Annotated in this window: 23 protein-coding genes; 8 read left to right on the top strand and 15 right to left on the bottom strand. The window is 33.5% G+C overall.

The window, feature by feature from the left end; translation table 11 throughout:
- Positions 1-57: 57 nt before the first annotated feature.
- Positions 58-909, bottom strand: coding sequence for a TrmB family transcriptional regulator (locus tag NADRNF5_RS05680; RefSeq protein ID WP_048116158.1), 852 nt, complete (start codon positions 907-909; stop codon positions 58-60).
- A 350-nt stretch (positions 910-1,259) separates the two neighbouring features.
- On the opposite strand from NADRNF5_RS05680, the gene NADRNF5_RS05675 reads away from it, so the two are divergent.
- The 3 genes from NADRNF5_RS05675 (at position 1,260) to NADRNF5_RS11585 (ending at position 3,635) form a co-directional block, all read left to right on the top strand.
- Positions 1,260-1,952: an A24 family peptidase C-terminal domain-containing protein gene (locus NADRNF5_RS05675; protein ID WP_048116157.1), complete on the top strand. Its 693-nt coding sequence runs from the start codon at positions 1,260-1,262 to the stop codon at positions 1,950-1,952.
- Between the two features lie 76 nt (positions 1,953-2,028).
- Positions 2,029-2,406 carry a helix-turn-helix domain-containing protein gene (locus NADRNF5_RS05670; RefSeq protein ID WP_052661889.1) on the top strand — a complete coding sequence of 126 codons (378 nt, stop codon included), beginning with the start codon at positions 2,029-2,031 and terminating at the stop codon, positions 2,404-2,406.
- Between the two features lie 89 nt (positions 2,407-2,495).
- Complete coding sequence (locus NADRNF5_RS11585; protein WP_237089209.1) at positions 2,496-3,635, top strand: SHOCT domain-containing protein; 1,140 nt, start codon at positions 2,496-2,498, stop codon at positions 3,633-3,635.
- Here the strand turns inward: NADRNF5_RS11585 and NADRNF5_RS05655 are convergent.
- The 7 genes from NADRNF5_RS05655 to aspS form a co-directional block, all read right to left on the bottom strand.
- Positions 3,632-4,990 (bottom strand): pyridoxal phosphate-dependent aminotransferase, encoded by a 1,359-nt coding sequence (locus NADRNF5_RS05655; RefSeq protein WP_048116156.1) that lies wholly within the window; start codon positions 4,988-4,990, stop codon positions 3,632-3,634. The two genes, NADRNF5_RS11585 and NADRNF5_RS05655, sit on opposite strands and share 4 nt — an antisense overlap.
- Before the next feature lie 70 nt (positions 4,991-5,060).
- On the bottom strand, positions 5,061-6,986 hold the full coding sequence (locus NADRNF5_RS05650; RefSeq protein WP_048116155.1) for an AMP-binding protein: 1,926 nt from the start codon (positions 6,984-6,986) through the stop codon (positions 5,061-5,063).
- A 45-nt stretch (positions 6,987-7,031) separates the two neighbouring features.
- Complete coding sequence (locus NADRNF5_RS05645; protein WP_048116154.1) at positions 7,032-7,295, bottom strand: hypothetical protein; 264 nt, start codon at positions 7,293-7,295, stop codon at positions 7,032-7,034.
- Positions 7,292-8,701 (bottom strand): Asp-tRNA(Asn)/Glu-tRNA(Gln) amidotransferase subunit GatB, encoded by a 1,410-nt coding sequence (gatB, locus tag NADRNF5_RS05640; RefSeq protein WP_048116153.1) that lies wholly within the window; start codon positions 8,699-8,701, stop codon positions 7,292-7,294. Before gatB ends, NADRNF5_RS05645 begins: the two co-directional genes overlap by 4 nt.
- Entirely contained in the window at positions 8,698-10,143 is a 1,446-nt protein-coding gene (gene gatA / locus NADRNF5_RS05635) for an Asp-tRNA(Asn)/Glu-tRNA(Gln) amidotransferase subunit GatA (RefSeq protein WP_048116152.1), read from the bottom strand. The genes gatB and gatA overlap by 4 nt, the downstream gene beginning before the upstream one ends.
- Positions 10,140-10,409 (bottom strand): hypothetical protein, encoded by a 270-nt coding sequence (locus tag NADRNF5_RS05630; protein ID WP_048116151.1) that lies wholly within the window; start codon positions 10,407-10,409, stop codon positions 10,140-10,142. The genes gatA and NADRNF5_RS05630 overlap by 4 nt, the downstream gene beginning before the upstream one ends.
- A 9-nt stretch (positions 10,410-10,418) precedes the next feature.
- Positions 10,419-11,729 (bottom strand): aspartate--tRNA(Asn) ligase, encoded by a 1,311-nt coding sequence (aspS, locus tag NADRNF5_RS05625; RefSeq protein WP_048116150.1) that lies wholly within the window; start codon positions 11,727-11,729, stop codon positions 10,419-10,421.
- Between the two features lie 103 nt (positions 11,730-11,832).
- Between aspS and NADRNF5_RS05620 the strand changes: the two genes are divergently transcribed.
- The 3 genes from NADRNF5_RS05620 to NADRNF5_RS05610 are packed head-to-tail and all read left to right on the top strand — an operon-like array spanning position 11,833 to position 13,334.
- Positions 11,833-12,018 carry a hypothetical protein gene (locus tag NADRNF5_RS05620; RefSeq protein WP_048116149.1) on the top strand — a complete coding sequence of 62 codons (186 nt, stop codon included), beginning with the start codon at positions 11,833-11,835 and terminating at the stop codon, positions 12,016-12,018.
- A gap of 52 nt (positions 12,019-12,070) precedes the next feature.
- Positions 12,071-12,280 (top strand): hypothetical protein, encoded by a 210-nt coding sequence (locus NADRNF5_RS05615; RefSeq protein ID WP_048116148.1) that lies wholly within the window; start codon positions 12,071-12,073, stop codon positions 12,278-12,280.
- A 28-nt stretch (positions 12,281-12,308) separates the two neighbouring features.
- The gene (locus NADRNF5_RS05610; protein ID WP_048116147.1) at positions 12,309-13,334 is read left to right on the top strand and encodes a formate--phosphoribosylaminoimidazolecarboxamide ligase; all 1,026 of its coding nucleotides are present in this window, start codon (positions 12,309-12,311) and stop codon (positions 13,332-13,334) included.
- Positions 13,335-13,352: 18 nt separating this feature from the next.
- Here NADRNF5_RS05610 and phnE read toward each other — a convergent pair whose 3' ends face one another.
- The 7 genes from phnE to NADRNF5_RS05575 form a co-directional block, all read right to left on the bottom strand.
- Positions 13,353-14,138: a phosphonate ABC transporter, permease protein PhnE gene (gene phnE / locus NADRNF5_RS05605; protein WP_048116146.1), complete on the bottom strand. Its 786-nt coding sequence runs from the start codon at positions 14,136-14,138 to the stop codon at positions 13,353-13,355.
- Positions 14,122-14,952, bottom strand: a complete 831-nt coding sequence (locus NADRNF5_RS05600) for a phosphonate ABC transporter ATP-binding protein (RefSeq protein WP_048116145.1) — start codon at positions 14,950-14,952, stop codon at positions 14,122-14,124. The genes phnE and NADRNF5_RS05600 overlap by 17 nt, the downstream gene beginning before the upstream one ends.
- Positions 14,953-14,969: 17 nt before the next feature.
- Positions 14,970-16,058: a phosphate/phosphite/phosphonate ABC transporter substrate-binding protein gene (locus tag NADRNF5_RS05595; RefSeq protein WP_192828294.1), complete on the bottom strand. Its 1,089-nt coding sequence runs from the start codon at positions 16,056-16,058 to the stop codon at positions 14,970-14,972.
- 104 nt (positions 16,059-16,162) lie between these two features.
- Entirely contained in the window at positions 16,163-16,510 is a 348-nt protein-coding gene (locus NADRNF5_RS05590; RefSeq protein ID WP_048116143.1) for a winged helix-turn-helix domain-containing protein, read from the bottom strand.
- A gap of 9 nt (positions 16,511-16,519) precedes the next feature.
- A complete protein-coding gene (locus NADRNF5_RS05585) occupies positions 16,520-16,849 on the bottom strand; it encodes a helix-turn-helix domain-containing protein (protein ID WP_048116142.1) in 330 nt (109 codons plus the stop codon).
- Positions 16,850-16,920: 71 nt separating this feature from the next.
- On the bottom strand, positions 16,921-17,652 hold the full coding sequence (locus tag NADRNF5_RS05580) for a CbtA family protein (RefSeq protein WP_048116141.1): 732 nt from the start codon (positions 17,650-17,652) through the stop codon (positions 16,921-16,923).
- A gap of 12 nt (positions 17,653-17,664) precedes the next feature.
- Positions 17,665-17,880 (bottom strand): CbtB domain-containing protein, encoded by a 216-nt coding sequence (locus NADRNF5_RS05575; protein WP_048119174.1) that lies wholly within the window; start codon positions 17,878-17,880, stop codon positions 17,665-17,667.
- A gap of 53 nt (positions 17,881-17,933) precedes the next feature.
- Here NADRNF5_RS05575 and NADRNF5_RS05570 point away from each other — a divergent pair, with 53 nt between their 5' ends.
- Both NADRNF5_RS05570 and NADRNF5_RS05565 read left to right on the top strand, forming a co-directional pair.
- The gene (locus NADRNF5_RS05570; protein ID WP_342399219.1) at positions 17,934-18,599 is read left to right on the top strand and encodes a DUF4443 domain-containing protein; all 666 of its coding nucleotides are present in this window, start codon (positions 17,934-17,936) and stop codon (positions 18,597-18,599) included.
- Positions 18,600-18,634: 35 nt separating this feature from the next.
- The gene (locus NADRNF5_RS05565) at positions 18,635-19,279 is read left to right on the top strand and encodes a DsbA family protein (RefSeq protein ID WP_048116139.1); all 645 of its coding nucleotides are present in this window, start codon (positions 18,635-18,637) and stop codon (positions 19,277-19,279) included.
- The last annotated feature ends 45 nt before the right edge of the window (positions 19,280-19,324 follow it).

Raw genomic sequence — 19,324 nt, 5'->3', positions numbered from 1 at the left:
TAAATTTTCTATATAAAGACGAGTACTAGTTTGAATCTAACAAATATTTTTCGAGGGTTACAAATGAATATTCTTTGAATTAGTCCACAACGATTCAAATAATAATTTCATTGCATATACCATTGAATTTGAATTTGTCCACATGGCAAATGGCTCATCAGGAGACATGGCATTTTTAGTAAAGAACAACATCTCGCCATCATCTTTTAAAATAAAACACAAGTGGTTTTCTATATCATTGTGTAATTTTTTAATATTCTTTCTTTCTAAATCATCAAAGATGTATGCTGTTTTGTCAGAACATCCGCTCAATAATCTAAATTTTTGTTTTGATTTTACAAACGACTCAAGAAAATCCCCATGATATAGTTTAAGATAATCTTTTTCAGATCCTAGAATTAGGAATTCATCATTATGGCTATCAGTCATTTCAGTTATTTTTGATTGAATCTGATTGGAGCCTTGCAACATCTGGAATTTTTCTTCCACATCAGCATGTATAGAATCAAAAGTTGGAATGTTATCCCATAATTTTGACAATCCTTGCTCCATTCTTTCAAGAGATTTCACTCGTTCTTTTTCAGAATTCACTAATGTCCAAATAGCCTTCTCTAAAGGCAATGCAGTAAACTGGATTGGATGCTGAAATGTAGCAGAGACAATTCCTTTATTTTGTAATGCAGATAGCAAATGATATGTTTCTGTTCTTGGCAATTTCAAAGATTTACAAACTTCAGGAGCAGTCTTTGAGCCATATTTTCCTAGATAAATGAAAACCTTGCTTTGATTAGATGTTAAACCGTATTCAGATAATTTTGTTTGAACTTTTTCTACAGAAAGTTTGTACTCATACATTTTAGAATCAGGCGATGAGTCAAATACTGATTCTTGAGTTGTGTCTTTTGCCATCTTTTTTCAGGATCATCCTTAAGAAATCACTAAACTATATTGTAGTAAAGCTAAATTATTTAGATCGACTTGATCGTTTTTATCCCTTTTTTAGATAAAAAGATGTTAAATTAGGCGTGTATTTTTAAAGTATTTCTAAATTTTGATTTTTTTCAGTCAAAATAGTGATTTTTGTAAGATCCATATGCCCTAAAATTTGCTTCAGATTGACTTCTTACATTCTAAAATACACCTAGAGAAATAATCTCAATTATTTAGACGAACTCTAAATAATCATGAAAAAATATGACTAAAAGAAAAGACTTTTTCATTTCATTTCAAATATAGTTCAATAAATCAGAAATTAATAGATGGAGTTATTCTCAGATTATCACATTATCAGTATTGGGCTTGCCTTAGTTATGCTTGGTGTCGCATCAGTAATCGATGTATGGAAAAGAGAGATTCATGATTATTTTTGGATTGTATTTGGAGTGATTGGATTTTTACTCATTTTCTTAAGCCCTGATTTAATGTCTGATTTACTCACATTAGGATTTGCGTTGATCATTGCACCTATAGTAATAATAATGTGGAGAATAGGATTCTTTGGCGGAGCAGATGCATTTGCACTAATCGCATTAGCAGTAATTGCACCAATGGCCACATTAAGTGAAAATCCCATTACGCCATTTACAACACTATCTAATGCTGTGTTACTATTTGTAATTCCATTCATCATCAATGTTTTAAGAAACACGATAGCTCAGATTAAAGGTGAAAATATTTTTGAAGGTTTTGATGAAACTACAGGAAGGAAAATAATTGCAGTATTGATGGGATATAGGGCTAAAAATCCAAAATTTGGATTTTCCATTGAAAAGACAAAGAAGGGGAAAAAGAAACTAAATTTGAAATTACATCATGCCGAAAATCAAGACTTTTGTACAAAATCTGATACTTGGATCACTCCTGGAATCCCCTACCTTTTACTAATTACAGGCGGCTTTCTGATTCAAATATTTTATGGTGATATCATCTTAGGTCGATTTCTAGGCTTGTAAGATAGGCTCAAAATATACTATGTAATACCAAATAACATACTTCTGTTAATGTAAAAATTAAATTCATACTTTCTTAATGGATGGGGATAATCAGGAGAAAACGTTTGCAGAAAGCGTTGAAAAAACAATTAGCAAACTAAATCTCATGATAATTGACTACTATTTTTCTTCAGATGAAACAAAGATTTACTTGTTTTTAAGCAAAAACAGCATTGAGACAGCCTCAGAAATATCCAAGGCGATGGATATTCCAAGAACAGAAACTTACAGATTATTGTCATCATTGCAAAGAAAGGGAGTAGTTTTTTCAACATTTGGCAAACCTACCAAATTTAGTGCTGCTGGAATTGATGAAGTGCTAGAGATCTTATCAAATAAAATCAGAACAAAAATAAGTCAATTAGAGGCAGAAACAAGAAAGAATCATTTAACAATTGACAACAGATGGGAATAAAAAATAATTTTGTGCATTTAACTATTACTTAGAAAAAATCTGAATGAATGATACGCTCATTTTAAATCAAAAAATAACTTATTTTTTCTATGATTGGAAAAAAACTATCTCATTTTACAGTTGGGATATTCTCATTATTAATCATCATCAATACAACTCCTGTATTTGGGGAAGTTGTAAATCTTCAAGTAAATTCAAATTCATTTTACACAGGAGATCAAATTAAATTTTCAGGAAATGTTGAAAAAGATTCAGTAGGCCTAGTAACAATTGTTATTCGTGATCAAAATAATGAATTCGTACAATTAACACAGGCAATAATCAATCATGACGAATCATTTGAAAAAATAATTAAAATCAATGATAATTTTTCTGAACATGGAATGTACAATGCAACTGGATTCATTCTTAATATGACCAAAGGCATAACAACTAGTTTTGGTGTTTCATTAAATGGAATTCCTATCAAATCACAAGTCATTGAAGATGAAAATCAAAAACAAGTCAATAAAGAAATTAACAATGTTCAACAAATAGAAGATATTTCAATAACCACACCAGCCGATTTTGTTGACACAAACAAAGATCCTCAATACTATATTGATAGATACTATAACGAAGTTGCATACAAGTCATGGTTTGACCGAAACTACCCAGGATTGACTATAGAAGAGGCCGTAAACTATGACAACAATACGCCACAAAATTCAATCAATGAAGAGGTTGTAAAAGAAAAGGTAATTTCCTCAAAAACTGCGGATTTTGTTGACACAAACAAAGATCCTCAATACTATATTGATAGATACTATAACGAAGTTGCATACAAGTCATGGTTTGACCGAAACTACCCAGGATTGACTATAGAAGAGGCCGTAAACCGTGAAAAAAATATCAATTCTGCAGTACAGGGATTAATTGATCAGGAAATCATCCCCGAAGCAGAAGCATCCTCTATTGTTCAAGAGATTAAACCCGTAGGAGATAATTCAGAGATTGCAGAGATTTCCCTTGCAATTGCAGGCATAGGAATACTATTTGGTGCAGTGATTGGAATAAAGAAAAAAGTAGATACCAATACAAAACAAATTTCCATTAACAAAGATACAATCAGAAAGAAATTGATTCAGCCAATTATTGGAAGTAATCCAAAAGAGATTTTGCAAATAAGATTGGCAAAAGGTGAAATCACTTTGGAAGAGTATGATAAATTAAAATCAAAACTAAATTAGCTAGTATTAATCAGAGAATTTTTTTTATTTTGTGAATCAATAAAAGATGTATTTTTAATGTTTTCAAAAAATTGAATGATCATGTCAATTCCTGCAACAACTTTAGGGGCATTATTTTTTACAAATTCTTCTTTTTCAGATGCGGTTTGTGGTGTGTTATCAAGATAATTCTGATAAACTTTGGAACCATCATAATCTACATATGCAATTCTTGCACTGAAGTCAGTTCTTTCTAAAACCAAACTATCGCCACCCACAATTGCAGTGTGATATGGGTGGATGATTAATGATTCAGATAATTTTTGAGATGTGAAAATTTTAGCTTTTTGTAAATCTGTTGCATAATAGTTAAAATCAGCCAAAAGATAAAATGTTGCATCAGGTTTTGTGGCTTTAACTCCTTCAATTGAGGATAAAGCCTGGTACGTATATTCGCCCATAATCTGATGGATGTTTCGAGTAATTTGAAAATATTCATCCATTTCTTTACTTATTTCAAATCCTGCTACTGCAGCATGCTGAATTGGGGTTGAAACTGCAGTGTATTCTGTTGCAAGAATCTTTTTGAATTGTGTTTTAAGATCTATTGCATGTTGTGGAAATACTACATATCCTAAACGATAACCTCCAGCAGCGTGTGATTTAGATAAACCATTTGTTACAAATGTTCCTTCAGGGTAAATTTTTCCCATACTGACAAATTTAGAAAAATCATATGTTGTCTGTGCATAGATTTCATCTGAAATTACTGTGATGTTTTGCTCCCTGCACACATCAGATATTTCCTCTAATTCTAATTTGTCATAAAGTAGACCTGTAGGATTGTTTGGATTATTAAGAATCAATATCTTTTGTCTATCGTGTAATCTTAACGCAAGTCTTCTCAAATTATTTGGAGATATTTTTTTGTTTGAACCAGTTGGGAGCATATGATAATTTTTCTTCAAAAATCTGATTTGAGGTAGATAGCCTAACCAAGCAGGTGTTGGCAAAATTACTGTTCCATGTAAAATCTCCAGCAGGTTAAAGATCAATTCTTTGGTACCGGGTCCAACATGGATTCTTTCTGGGGATACATCCATTCCAAAGTAATACTTGTTGTATTTTGAAATGGCATTACGCAGTTCTGGAATGCCAGAAATTGGGGCATAAGCCCCCTTGTCGGAATTTTTCACCAGTGCTTCTTGAATTAATTTAGGTACTGGAAAAGGTGACTGTCCAAATGCAAAACCATAAAATCCAAAACTGCACTCAGGGTGAGGACAATCCGAATGAAATTCTTGCAAAAACGTGTTTAATTTGAGATTCTCAGGCATCTCAATGTCTTCTACTTGTTGATCAACTACAAATTTCAATAATTTGTCTAGTCTGAATCAGATTTAGATACGGCGCGTGAAATAGAAAATATCAACGAGTGAGATTTTATCAACCTAATTTTGTTATTTCGTCTAATACCTGGGGATTTTCCAGAGACGATAAATCCCCCATATCCATCCCCAATAATTTTGATTTTAATACACGACGCATTATTTTTCCGGTTCTAGTTTTAGGTAAATCTGACATTTGAAAAACAAATTTAGGTTTTGCAACTTTGCCAATCTTTTCAGATATGTATTTTGATATTTCTGTCTCAAGATCAGTCTCGGATTTATTATCTGCAACAAAAAAGATCACAATAGCCTCACCAGTTATTTCATCAGGAATTGCAACAGATGCTGCATCGGAAATTTTTTCATGAGAAATTACAGTATGTTCAATTTCTGCAGTACTCATTCTATGTCCCGATATATTGATCACATCATCAGTTCTTCCACGCATGTACCATAAATTATCATCATCAACGAAGACATAATCACCATGAAACCAAATATTTTCAAATCGTGACCAGTAAGTCTCAATATATCGTGCATCATCATTTAGTAATCCTCGAGTCATTGCAGGCCATGGGAATTTTATGACCAAATACCCATTTTCATTTCTTACAGAATTACCATCTTCATCAAATACATCTAAATTCATTCCTGGAACAGGAATCCCCACACTAGAGGGTTTTAATTTCATTCCAGGAAAAACAGATAACATTGCACCGCCAATTTCAGTTCCGCCAGATAAATTCATTATTGGGATTTTTTTGTTACCCACTTTATCAAACAACCACCACCAGGAATCTTCATCGAGTGGCTCACCAGTTGTAGGGATGTTTTTTATTTTATCTAATGAAAATAATTTTCTAGGCTCTACATTATTTTTTTTAAATAATCGTACGGCTGTAGGGGATATGCCAAAGATTGTTGCATCATAGTCAGATAACATTTTCCAGACTCTATCTGGTGTTGGGTAATCTAGTGCTCCATCGTAAATTACTGCACTAGCCCCCATGATTAAAAGCCCATAGACATTCCACACTTGACCTGTAATCCAGCCAATATCTGCAGGCCAAAATAATACGTCATTTTCATGCGTATCTATGAGATATGCAGATTGATGCCCTGCAAAAACAGAAAACCCACCATGACTGTGAATTACCCCTTTAGGGTTCCCCGTAGTTCCCGAAGTATATAGAATGAATAAAGGATCTTCAGAATCCATAATTTCAGTAGCACAGAAATCATCATGAGAAGACATAATATTTTCAAATGAGATAATATTTTCAGATTCTGTATGCGAATCAACTCCTTTGTATGAGACAAGAATTGTTTTTTCAACATTGGTGTTTTTTATCGCAGTTTCCATAATCTCTTTTTGCGAAATAGGTTTTCCTTTTCGATAAAACCCATCTGAAATAAATAGAATTTTTGCCTTACAGTCTTGCAATCTTACATGCAATGACTGTGAACTGTATCCTGAAAAAATTGTAGTTTGAATTGCCCCAATCTTAGAAGCAGCAAGAATTGCCAAGATTGCTTCTTCAATCATTGGAAGATAGATTGCAATCACATCTCCTTTTTTTACACCCAATGATTTTAGAGCATTTGCAAGTTTTGACACTTTTGAATTTAATTCAGAGTAGGAAATTTCAGATGTCGAACCATCTTCTGATACAAAATGGTATGCAATTTTTTTCGGATAAATTTTTGCATATTTTTCCACCGAAGATTTGTAAATGTTTGTCTTACCATTTACAAACCATTTTGACCATGCGATACCTTTTGAAACATCTAATGTTTTTGTGTATGGCGCATCCCAAACTATCCCGATATCTTTATCAACAGACTCCCAAAACCATTCCAAATCTTCTTTTGCCTTTTGAGATAATTCCTCTAATGTGGATATCCCATGCTTTTTCATAAATTGAAAAATATTAGATTCATGGATTTGTTTTTCATTTGGAATAAATTCAAAATTTGACAAGATTCAATCTTTAGAAACCTAAAGAGTGTAAAAAGATTTTTAGATTTATGATATATCTATCCCCAAACGCCTTGCACATGCAATTGCTGATTTTCCATCATCTTCAGTAATTCCTACTTTTTGGAATTTTTCAGTCCAATTGGTATCGGCATTCATGGTGTTTTCTAGATAATATTCTCTCAAAATCACGCCTATTTGTTGCTCTAATCTTCGTTTAGTAGCATCATTCATGCCTCGCTGAAGTATAGAGGCATCAGAATTTGCAAGAATTTTGATAAATTCAATATCTTCTAACGATAGTTCAGTCATTGGATGCCGATTTCTTTTTTCAGTAAATTCAAGGTTAATGTAGGATCTGCTTTTCCTTTTGTTTTTTGCATTACTTTACCCACCAAATAATTAATCGTTTGAGGATTACTCTTTGCTTGCTCAACTGCTTGTGACTCTTCAGAAATTATTTGCTTGATAATGTCTGTCAATTCTGAAGCATCAGAGACATTTCCCAAATCTAATTCAGAAATAATTACAGATAATTCTTTTCCAGTTTTAACAATTTCATATAATGCATTTTTTGAAGAATTTCTAGAAATTTGTCCTGATTGAATAGACTCTGCTAATTCCTTTAAATGAGTTGCAGTAAGTTTTGATGATTCGCGTTTTTCTCTTGTGTCAACTAGACCCATAAGATCTGTAGTGATAATATTTGCAATTTCTTTCGCAGTTTTTTCCGTATGTGATTTTTCAAATAAATCCGAATAAAATTTGTCAGAAGATAAAACATCAGCAACTTGTGCAGGTATGTTGTATTTTGATACATATCTCTCTTTTTTGGAACTTATACTTTCAGGCATCTCTAATTTTAATTGCTGTTGAATTTGAGGATCAATCTTCACCCAAGGTATATCCCCTTCCAAGAAATAGCGATAATCAAGTTCTTCTTCTTTGGAACGTGAGGATACGGTAATTTTTCGTCTATCATCCCAATGACGTGTTTCTTGCATAATTGGAATATCCCGAGAACTCAAACTTTCCTGTCTAGTTATCTCAAAATGTACGGCTTTTTCTAAATCATGAAAAGAACCAATATTTTTGATTTCAACTTTTTTGCCTCCCTTAATTGAAACATTTGCATCTGCTCGCATTGCGCCTTCTAAACTAGGATCTGCCACCCCCAAATTTTCTAATATGTCTGACAAAATATTTAGAAAATCTCTTACCTCCTTGGGAGTCTCAAAGTCTGGCTCTGTGACAATTTCAACCAGGGGGGTTCCTGCACGATTGTAATCTACTAATGTAATTTGGTTTTTTGATGAACTTCCCTCATAAATTAGCCTTCCAGGATCCTCCTCCAATTGAATTCTAGTAATTCTAATTTTTTTATCGCCAATCATTATGGAACCAGAACCGCCAACACTTGTATCGCCATAAATGTTGAGTTGTGTTATTTGGAAATTTTTTGGAAGATCAGGATAAAAATAATTTTTCCTAAAAAAAGCAATTTTCTCTGGAGTAGAACAATTTAGCGCCATAGCAATAATTGTAGCTTTTTTCACTGCCTCCTTGTTTAGTCTAGGTAAACTGCCAGGTAACCCCATACATATTGGGCAGATGTTTTCATTAATTTCAAACTCCCTATAGTTTGCCTTACATGAACAAAATAACTTACTTTGTAAGTTTGTCAACTGACAGTGAATTTCCAAACCTATCATAGTCATATTGGTACCCCCGGTAAAGTAACAGTTTGTTCTAATGCATATGCTGCACGTAGTAATAATTTATCCTGATTTGAATCTGCAAGAAGTTGAATTCCAATTGGCAATCCATTTGAATGTGAGAAAGGAATTGATATTGCAGGTTTTCCTGTAAGGTTTGCAGTTACCGTGTTAATGTCCACTAGGAATAGAGATACAGGATCATCTATTTTTTCACCAATCTTAAATGGTAGGATGGGCACTGTTGGCGCAATCAAAAGATCAAATTTCTTAAATGCTTCATTAACTTCTTTTGTAAGTTTATTTTTCACTTTTAATGCTTTAAGAAAATATTTTCCTGCATGACCTGCAGATGGGACAAATCCGCCAAGAATCATTCTTCTTGTAACTTCAGGGCCAAATTTTCTTCTTGCCTTTGAAATGTAAGAATTAAACTCATAACCTTCAACTGAAAAATCATAACCATATCTCAGATTATCATATCTTGCAAGATTACTTCCTGCCTCTGTTGCAGTAATTGTATAGTATGCCGCTACAGAATATTTCACCATATCAAGGGAGACTTCTTCGCAAACTGCACCTAGTTTTTCAAGTTTTGAAATGGCCTCTTTTGTTGCAGACAATACTGCAGGATCTATTCCCTCCCCAATCATCTCTTTGATAATACCAATTTTTTTTCCTTCAATGCCTGTATCTATGCCTGAGAGATAGTCTTCATCTCCGTTATCAATTGTAGTGTTATCATTTGGATCAATTCCAGAAATTAGATTTAGAAGAAATGCAGAATCTTTTACTGTCCTAGTTAATGGACCAATTTGCTCAATACTGTTAGCATATGAAATTAAGCCAAACCTGCTAATCAAGCCATATGTTGGCTTGTATCCAACTGTTGAGCAAAAACTTGCAGGATTTCTAACCGAACCCCCAGTGTCAGAACCAAGAGATGCCACACATTCAAAAGCACTAACAGATACTGCACTGCCCCCAGAAGAACCGCCTGGAACATATTCTGTATTCCACGGATTTTTACTAGGACCATAAGCGCTAAATTCCGTAGTAAGGCCCATGGCAAATTCATCCATGTTTACGTTTCCAACAAATATTGCATCTTGCTGCTTTAATTTTGTAATAACAGTGGCATCATATGGTGCAACAAAATTTTCTAGCATCTTTGATGCACAAGTAGTTTTATTTCCCTTTATGCACAAATTATCTTTAATTGATATTGGCATTCCAAAGCAGTCTCCAACTTTATTGCCTGATTTTATTTTTTTGTCAATCTCTCTTGCCTGATCAACTGCACTATCATTTACGGATAAGAAAGCATGTAATTTATCATCAATATGTTTTATTTGCTCAATAGTTTTGGCAACAAAGTCTTCTGCAGAAATATTTCCATTTTTTACTTCTTGAATGTATTCAAGGGCAGAAATTTTTAGATTCATGAAGACATCTTTGGTGCTCTAACGTATGTCCTTTTGTAGTGATTTAATTTTTCAATTAATTTTTCATCAAATGGAATGTATTCATCATCACGTAATTTTGAAATTGAGATTTCTTGCATTGAGATTTCTTCAGATTCAACACCTGCAGAATCTAGGATGTCAAAATAATCAATCATCGTATGGACTTTCTCAACATATTCTTTATGATTATCAATAGGTATTTTCATTAATTTTGAGACAGTTTCTATTTCTTCTTCTGTAACCATTCAGTTCACCTACGGTGTTAGTCTGTCAACATCTCTTGGATAAAATGTTACATCTCGAATATTTTCTGTGCCTGTGAGCGCCATAATTAGTCGCTCAAGACCTATTCCACAACCTGCGTGTGGTGGAACACCATAGTCAAAGGCACCCAAATGGTATTCAAAGGCATCTGTTTTCATACCCTTGTTTTTCATTCTCTCAGAAAGCTCATCTCGTTTTTCAATTCTTGTACTTCCTGATGACAATTCTAAATCACCATACATCAAATCAAAAGATTCAGAAACTTTAGGGTTTGATTTACTGTCTTTAACGTAGAATGGTTTTGGTGCAAGAGGCCAATCTTTGATAAAATAAAATCCTTCAAGACCAATTTTTTTCAAATTAGATGGATAAAGATCATCTCCCCATTCTGTTTTTGCTCCAGCTTTTTGCATTTTATCAACTAGATCATCATAAGAATACCTTGGAATGGTATCAGGGATTGCAGGTATGTCAAATTCTACTCCCGAGTTATTTTTGGCATAGTTATTTACAGTTTCAATTGAAATTTTTATGATTTCTTCAATTCTATTCATCACATCATTGTAATCAACAAACGCTTCTTCCAAATCAATGGAGATAGCTTCTGCAAGATGTCGATTTGTTCTTGAAGGCTCTGCTCTAAAAATAGGAGCAATCTCAAATACTTTTTCAAAACTCATGGTCAATTGCTCCTTGTACAATTGCGGACTCTGAGCTAAAAATGCTTCTTTGTTGTAATAGAAAATTGGAAATAATGCGGCCCCTCCTTCGGTAGCTGTCGCAATCATTTTCGGAGTATTAATTTCAATAAATTTTTGGTTTGCAAAATAATCTCTGATAGATTCTAAAACTAAACTTCTTGTCTTGAAAATGTGTTGCAGTATTGTTCGTCTAAGATCAATTGGCCTTACTTCCAGTCTTGTGTCAATATTTTTGACAGTCTTTGCAGTTGGCTCAAAGGGAGGAATTTTTTCAACATTTGAAAACACTCTCAGCTCTGTAGGAATTATCTCATATCCACTGGGTGCTTTTTCTGAGGATTTTACATTTCCAGTAACAGCAATTGAAGAATGTGATTTTAGAGAAGAAATTGTTTCACGTATCTCGTCTGGACAATCTCCTTTTTTTGCAACAACTGAGATTTCTCCGTTTTTGTCACGAATTGTTGCAAAACTGATATTTCCATGCCCACGTATAGTCAAAACCCACCCCATAATGGTAACCTTTGTGCCATCCATTGATGAGGTAATTTCATCAGAATAATGAGATCTACGTAAATTTCCTAATTCAGTTTCTATCATAATTTACTTTATTGCATATTTGATGGTGTAATTAATTTTTACACCAAAAAATGAATTATTTTCATAATGCTTATAGCCAACAGGAATTCCACATCAAAATAAGATGGATATCCTAATCGGACTAGTTATTGCAATGTTTATCATTACTGCAGTATATGTCGGATATCACGCAATGCAGCAACCTGTAGAAGAGGGAGAAGGGCACAATGTTGAACTAGAAATCTTAAATGAAAATACAGGAATTATTCAAGCCAGTCACAATCACATAATATTCAAAGTAGTTATCTAATTTCTTTTGAATTAGATTTACATTAAATTACCATCATTCCCCAAAGAACAATATGCCTTTGAGTGATAAAGAAAAAATGGTAGCAATTATTTCAAATGGCATAGCCGTTTTTTCGCTTTTACAGGAAAGGGACAGTCTCCCTAAAAACACTACAATATATGATTTTATTTTAAAAGTAATTCCGGAAGATATCAAGGAAGAATTGAATGTCGAGTTGATTGACGAGATATTTCAATACGTGTCATCCGCACATAGTTCATAAGGTACAAAATATAATCAAAAACATCGTAATGGTAGCCATAGCAACACTAGGATCTCATTGTGCATTACAGGTGCTAAAAGGTGCAAAAGATGAAGGCCTCAAAACCATTCTTGTTTGCGAAAAGAAACGAGAGAAACTTTACAGAAGATTTCCATTTATTGACGAATTAATCCTTGTAGATTCTTTTAAAGAGATTTTGGAACAAAAATGCCAATCAGTTTTAGAAGAAAACAAAGCAGTGTTAATTCCTCACGGCACATTAATTGCTCAAATGAGTTCTGAAGAGATTGAATCCATCAAAACTCCCGTATTTGGAAATAAATGGATTCTACGATGGGAATCAGACAGAGAGATGAAAGAAAAATTGATGAGAGAGGCAAATCTCCCAGTTCCAAAGCCAGTCATGGAGCCTAAAGATATTGAGAAATTAGTTATCGTCAAAAGACAAGGGGCTGCAGGGGGCAAGGGTTACTTTATGGCAGCAAATGAAGAAGATTACAATACAAAAAGAAATCAATTGATAGCAGACGGAATAATTTCAAAAGATGAAACACTTTACATTCAAGAGTATGCGGCAGGGGTACTGGCATATTTGCAATTCTTTTACTCGCCACTAAAAGACGAATTAGAATTCTTCGGAGTTGATCAAAGACATGAATCAGATATTGAAGGTCTTGCAAGAATCCCTTCAGAGCAACAACTAAAATCAACCAAAGTTCCATCCTTTAATGTAATTGGAAATAGTCCACTTGTTTTAAGAGAATCACTTTTGCAGGATGTTTATGAAATGGGAGAAAATTTTGTAGATGCATCAAGAAGAATTGTATCTCCGGGGATGAATGGGCCGTTTTGTATAGAAGGGGTCTATGATGAAAATGCAAAATTCACATCTTTTGAGTTTTCAGCAAGAATTGTTGCAGGTACAAACATCTACATGGACGGTTCTCCATACTATTCGCTTTTGTTTAATGAATCAATGAGTATGGGTAAAAGAATTGCAAGAGAGATAAAGATTGCATCTGAAACAAATCAGTTAGATAAAATTACCACATAGAAAAAAATTTTTCAGAAACTATTTTGTTGTAACTTCCATTCCATGCTGCGATTTTATGATGTATTTGTCACGAATCTTCACACTTATCCAATCAATTAACAAGACAGTTACCAGCACCACAATCATAAAAACTGCAGCCTTTCCGTATTCGAAGAATTTGATGTAATTGATGATATAGAATCCAATACCGCCGGCTCCAACAAGCCCCAAAATACTAGTTTGACGAACATTGTAATCAAACATGTAAAGCATTTGACCTAGAAGATGCGATGCAGATTCAGGGATAACAACATATCGAATTAATTGAAATTTTGAAACACCTATAGAATTTATTGCATCCATTGGATCAGAATCTATAGTCTCAATAACCTCGTATTGTAATTTTGCAATAAATCCAACGGTGTACATGATTATAGCCAAAACTCCTGCAAACGGACCTAACCCGACCATAATTACAAACAAAAGTGCCCAAAGAATAGATGGGAATGTTCGAGTAGCTGCCAGCAATGCACGTGTTGGAGCATAGACATACTTGCTGTTTAGATTTCGTGATGCCAACATGCTAAGAGGTAATGCGATTGCAACACCTACAACAGTTCCAATAAATGCCATCTGAATGGTTTCAAACATTGCCCAAAGTGCAGTAGGAATGTACTTTGATTCAACTTTAAGCATTTCATCTACAACGATTGCAAGATTTGGTAAACCTTCTACAAACTCAATTGGATTTGCATCAACATTGTATGATGCAACAACTAACAATGCAATAATTATTCCAATGATGATGTTATTTTTTGGAGTCATCAGCATACATCTCCATAATTTCTTCATTGTTCATATCCCCAGTTTGAAAGTCAACTATAGTATCACCTTCAACGCCAATCTCTAGAATTTTTTGCCCTTCTTTTATTACGGCCACTCTATTTGCATATTCTAATGCAAGTTGTATATCATGATGAACCATAATTGCTGTTAGATTCATTCTTTTTTGAGCTTCTGCAATCAAATCCATAATTTCGCGCGAAGTAACATGATCTAATTCTGAAACAATTTCATCAGCTAACAAGATGGTTGGTTTTTGCATCAGTGCTCTGGCAATTGCTACACGTCTTTTTTCTCCACCACTTAACATGTATGCCTTGCGATTTTCTTTGCCTGTCAATCCAACTTGAGAAATAATTTTCATTGCTTCTTTAATTTCATGCTCTGGAAATTTATTGAATAGCGATTGGATTTTATTTAATCGAGGTAGTGCTCCAAGTAATATATTTTCAAGAACAGTGCTGTTTTTTACCAATCCAAGGCTTTGAGGAATGTATCCTATTGAGTGCATCATTTTTTTGAATTTTTTATTATTGATATCTGGTGACACATAATCAATTCTGATTGTTCCTTTGCTTGGAATCATCATCCCGTTCATTAGTTTAAGTAATGTGGATTTTCCAGATCCCGATTGACCTACAATGGAATAATTTGTACCTCTGTCAATTGAGATATTGATATTTTCAAGTGCGAAGTTTTTTGAATCATAAGATGTAGAGACATCATTCATTTGAATGATTTTTTTTGTAGAAATTAATGAAAAAGGAGGGTTTTTGGTCATCTGAATTTGTTTCATTTCAAGATGTCCAGTTTTTATTTGCTCTTGTTGTATTTGTCAAGAATTAATTGATCAAGACCAGTCAATGAATCAATAAAGGTACCAAATTCACCAATATGCATAGTAGTGGTGGTTGGAACTAAAGCTTCTGCACCATACAAATCCTTCAAAATGTAGTTGTGCTCATCATAATTGAGTTCAACTAAGGCATCAACAAGTGATTCTTTGGTGGATTCTGACATGTCTGCACTTACCATGAATACATGTGATGGTACAGGTCCAATTGTTGTAACTGGACGTAATTTTACTTGATCTTCTAATTCAAGATACTTTTGTGGAGCAATATCTGATCCAAATGCGACATCCACATTGCCATTAAGCAGCAATTGTAAAGCAGCCTTGTAACCTCCTGCAAATGTATAACTTTCAAAGTTATTTGCAAGTGCAGATTCTAAGGCGACTATATCGTCACCCTCAATGGTTATGTGACCATCAGTAACTAGAGTTCCCATAGGCCTAACAAAGCCAGACGAACCAGTAATACTGGTAAAGGCCACACGTTTACCTACTGTGTCTTCTATTGAATTAACAGAGTCATTATCTGCTAAAGCCCAAACAGTTGCCTGATAATTTACTTTACCTGCAACAAGTTCAGCCAATACGGCTTCTGCACCGGTTCTTTGATGGGTAATCCAACCGGGTCCCGTATCCATAAAGGCAGCATCAATATGACCAAATCTCATTCCTTCAATAATTGTCTCATAATTTGTTGGAACTACTACTTCAACATCAATACCAAGTTCAGCCTCTAGAAATTTTTCCAGTGCTTGTGCCTTTGGAGTTAATTCATCAGCTTTTTCAACTGGAATAAAACCAATGGTCAAGGTATCAACATCAATGCCATTTGATTCAGATGAAACGTCGATGACATCATTTTCTAGAAGGAATTTAATTCCATTTAGAAATGTTGTATCGTCTACAGTACCATCAGCCCACCAGCCAGCATTCGTTTTAATCCATTCAGGAACTAAACTTTCAGCTTGAACGTTTTGGGCCAAGGGAACAGTTGCAACACCAATCACTGCAATTACAGCAATCAATGTCAATATTGTTTGTCGTTTCATGATTTACAAAAATCTTAGGATGAGCTAAGTTATTTAAAGTAGGTATTCATTCCAGATTTTCATTCCAAGTCTATGGAATGAGAACAGTAACTGTTCTTTGATCATCAATTAGATTTCGGATTTTCAGTATTAGGATATAAATTCAAACTTGGCTCCAAATTATCCAAGGTGATTTCAACCTTACCTATTCTACTGCGATACAATTTAATTTTTTTACCTTCTGGAGAAATAACATATTTGTCTACTTCGGCAAGTGCAAGATCCTCTAAAACAGATAAAGTTTTGTAAACTGTAGATAAAGAAATTTTTAATTCATCTGCAATTTGAGTTGCGTCTTTTGATTTGTTTTTTACTGAAAACAAAACTGCTCTTGTGCAGACATTTGTTAAAGATTCAATAATTTTTTGAGTAATATCAAACTCGGATAATTGTATAATGTTAGATTTTGACATTAGACCATCTCAATTTGATACCAATGTTAGAGTTGGTTCTGGTTTTCTAATGGAAATGTCGGCTTTACTGATTCTACTACGATAAACTTTGTATTTTCTACCCTTGTCTGATAGTAGCCATTTTTCAACTTCGATTAGTGTTAATTCTTCAAGATCCCCTAATTTTTTGTAGACTGAGCTTAGGGGAATTTTTAGCTTAACTGAAAGTTCAGCAGCAGTATTACCTTTTTTAATTATTGAGAATAAAATTGCCCTAGATTCAGAATCTGCTAATGCTTCTATTACTTTTTGAGTGATATCATATTTTTTTAATTGAGGTAAAGTGATTCTTCTTGACATGCAAATACCCAAAAATACTTTGGCATATTTAAACGAGATGTTATAGTTCTCGTTCTAAAGAATTAGAACAATTAATTATAATGAGGAGTGGTTTCTTTTTGAGATTCAAATTTATTCCAAAACAATCCCAAAATCAAACCTACAGATATCCAAAAAGAGGTTACGCCTAAAACAGACATTAATCTAAACTCGTTTACCAGATTCATAGGGGCAGTTATTTCATCAGGATTATCAGGCATTACAAAGAATACTGTAGATATGAAAACTGCGTAACCGACCAATGATACAAGTTTTTTCTTGTTTTGGAGTTTCTTCGATATCTTGTAAAATGCAACAGCGCCAAATCCAGAAATTGCAATAAATGAAAGATATAAAATTGCACGTAACACTACAGTTTCACCATCACCCACAGTTGGGGGGTTTGCAGGATATTTTAGAAATGGGATAATGTAAAGAGTAAACCACATGACACCAGCTAGAACAAGTGCCTTTTTGATGTCATTACTTCCAGGTAATGAATTTCTAGATAATGCAAAAACAATTCCAAATAATGCACCCACAGATGTCCCCAGAATCACTCCTGCAAGAATCTGCCCACTTTTTTGCCATGCTCTATACCCTTCATATTCTATCCAAAAATCAGGAGTGTCTTCTTCTTCACCAGAATCAAATAGGTTTTGATTTTCAATCCCAATTGCTTGATCAAGATAAGGTTCTACAATTGCAAAATTTACTGTACCGTGAATGAATCCTGCAAACGCCCCTGAAATTAACACGATTATAATAAAAAGAGATGTTTTCATGAAAAAGAACTCCTAGTGACAGGGAAAGCCTGCTGCATGCCTCATATCATGAGTGAGTTCATGGATGTAAAGATCAGTGAATGCTTGTTCTCCATAAACTAAACTAAAGATATGTCCTTGATCAAATCCCACAACAAATAATCCTGCTGCAAAGATTATAGCTAGTGCAACTATTGCTAGTTTTGAAACACCAGTCTTAGACACATTAATTTGTCTTAATTCAGACATAACTGAAAGCATTATCTGAATATATTTAAGCACTTGGATAATTTGTCCAATTTATAAAAGATTTACAACTACTAATTATCAGAAAAGATCTGAAAAAAACTATTCAAATTTTACAAAACATAGTATCTAGGAAAGGATCCAGTAAAGTTCTAACATTTAGCATACCACATGTATTCAAGGCACTCCAATTATTATCAAAAGAAAAATTTGTAAGCAGAGCAACATTTGGAAAAGAAATTCATTTGGGGGAAGGTGCTGTAAAAACCTTGATCTCACATCTTAAAGAAGCACAGATGATAGAGACTACCAAATCAGGCAGTTACCTTACAGAAAAAGGTAAAAAAATATCTAAACAAATTCAGCAAATTATTCCAAATGAATGTAAAATAAAAAAATGTGATGTTGTAACTGGAAAAAACAACCATGCAATAATTCTAAAGAAATATGGTTTTTCAATTAATTCAGGTTTAGAGCAAAGAGATTATGCTATTTTGTATGGTTCTTCAGGGTGCATAACAGTTTTGTTTAAAGAAAATAGATTTGTGTTTCCCGGAGACAATAAAGATTGTTTTAGAAAAGACAAAAAGACTAAAAAACATATTTTAGAGAATTTATTTCCTGAAGAAGGAGATGTGATAATAATTTCATCATCAGATGATCCATTTGTTGCAGAAATTTCTGCAAAAAATTCTGCATTGTGGACTTTGGCCACAAATTAGCGAAGATATTTAGTTGTAATAATTTTTCACAAAATATGACAAAAATATACCTATTGGCAATTCCAGTAATCATAGGAATTATTACAGGAATGTTTATGGTATTTTTTCCTGAAACTGAAAATGATTCAAAATTATTTACAGCTACAAAATTAATCAACAATGGTTCACCAATATTGGGAGAATCAAATGCACCAATTACAATTTTAGAATGGGGCGATTATCAATGTACATTTTGCTACAAATTTCATGAAAATACTTTAGATATCATTTATGAAGATTATATCAAAACAGGCAAAGTAAAACTAGTCTTCAAAGATTTTCCATTAAATGGTCCTGATTCACTATTAGCTGCAGAGGCATCGTATTGTGCAAATGATCAGGAAAAATATTGGGAATACCATGATGAACTCTACAAAAATTGGGGCGGCGAAAGAACAGGATGGATAACAAGAGAAACACTTGAGAAATTTGCAGTTTCAACAAATCTAGATATTGAAGAATTTAACAAATGTCTCAATGATAAAAAATATCAGGACAAAGTAATTGCTCTGCATGAATTTGGAAAAGAGATAGGTATCGATGCAACGCCATCATTTTTAGTATTCAATGATCAAAAAATTATCAAAATTAGAGGAAATCAGCCACTTGAAGTGTTTCTAAAAACATTCGATGAGCTGTGATTTGAAAAGATATCTGATGAATGCAATCAAAATTAATATTCGCAT

Source organism: Nitrosopumilus adriaticus (assembly GCF_000956175.1).
In the GTDB taxonomy this organism is placed as follows: Archaea; Thermoproteota; Nitrososphaeria; order Nitrososphaerales; family Nitrosopumilaceae; genus Nitrosopumilus; species Nitrosopumilus adriaticus.
The sequence above is the reverse complement of the archived record's forward strand: the minus strand, read 5'-3'. Positions and strand labels throughout refer to the sequence as shown.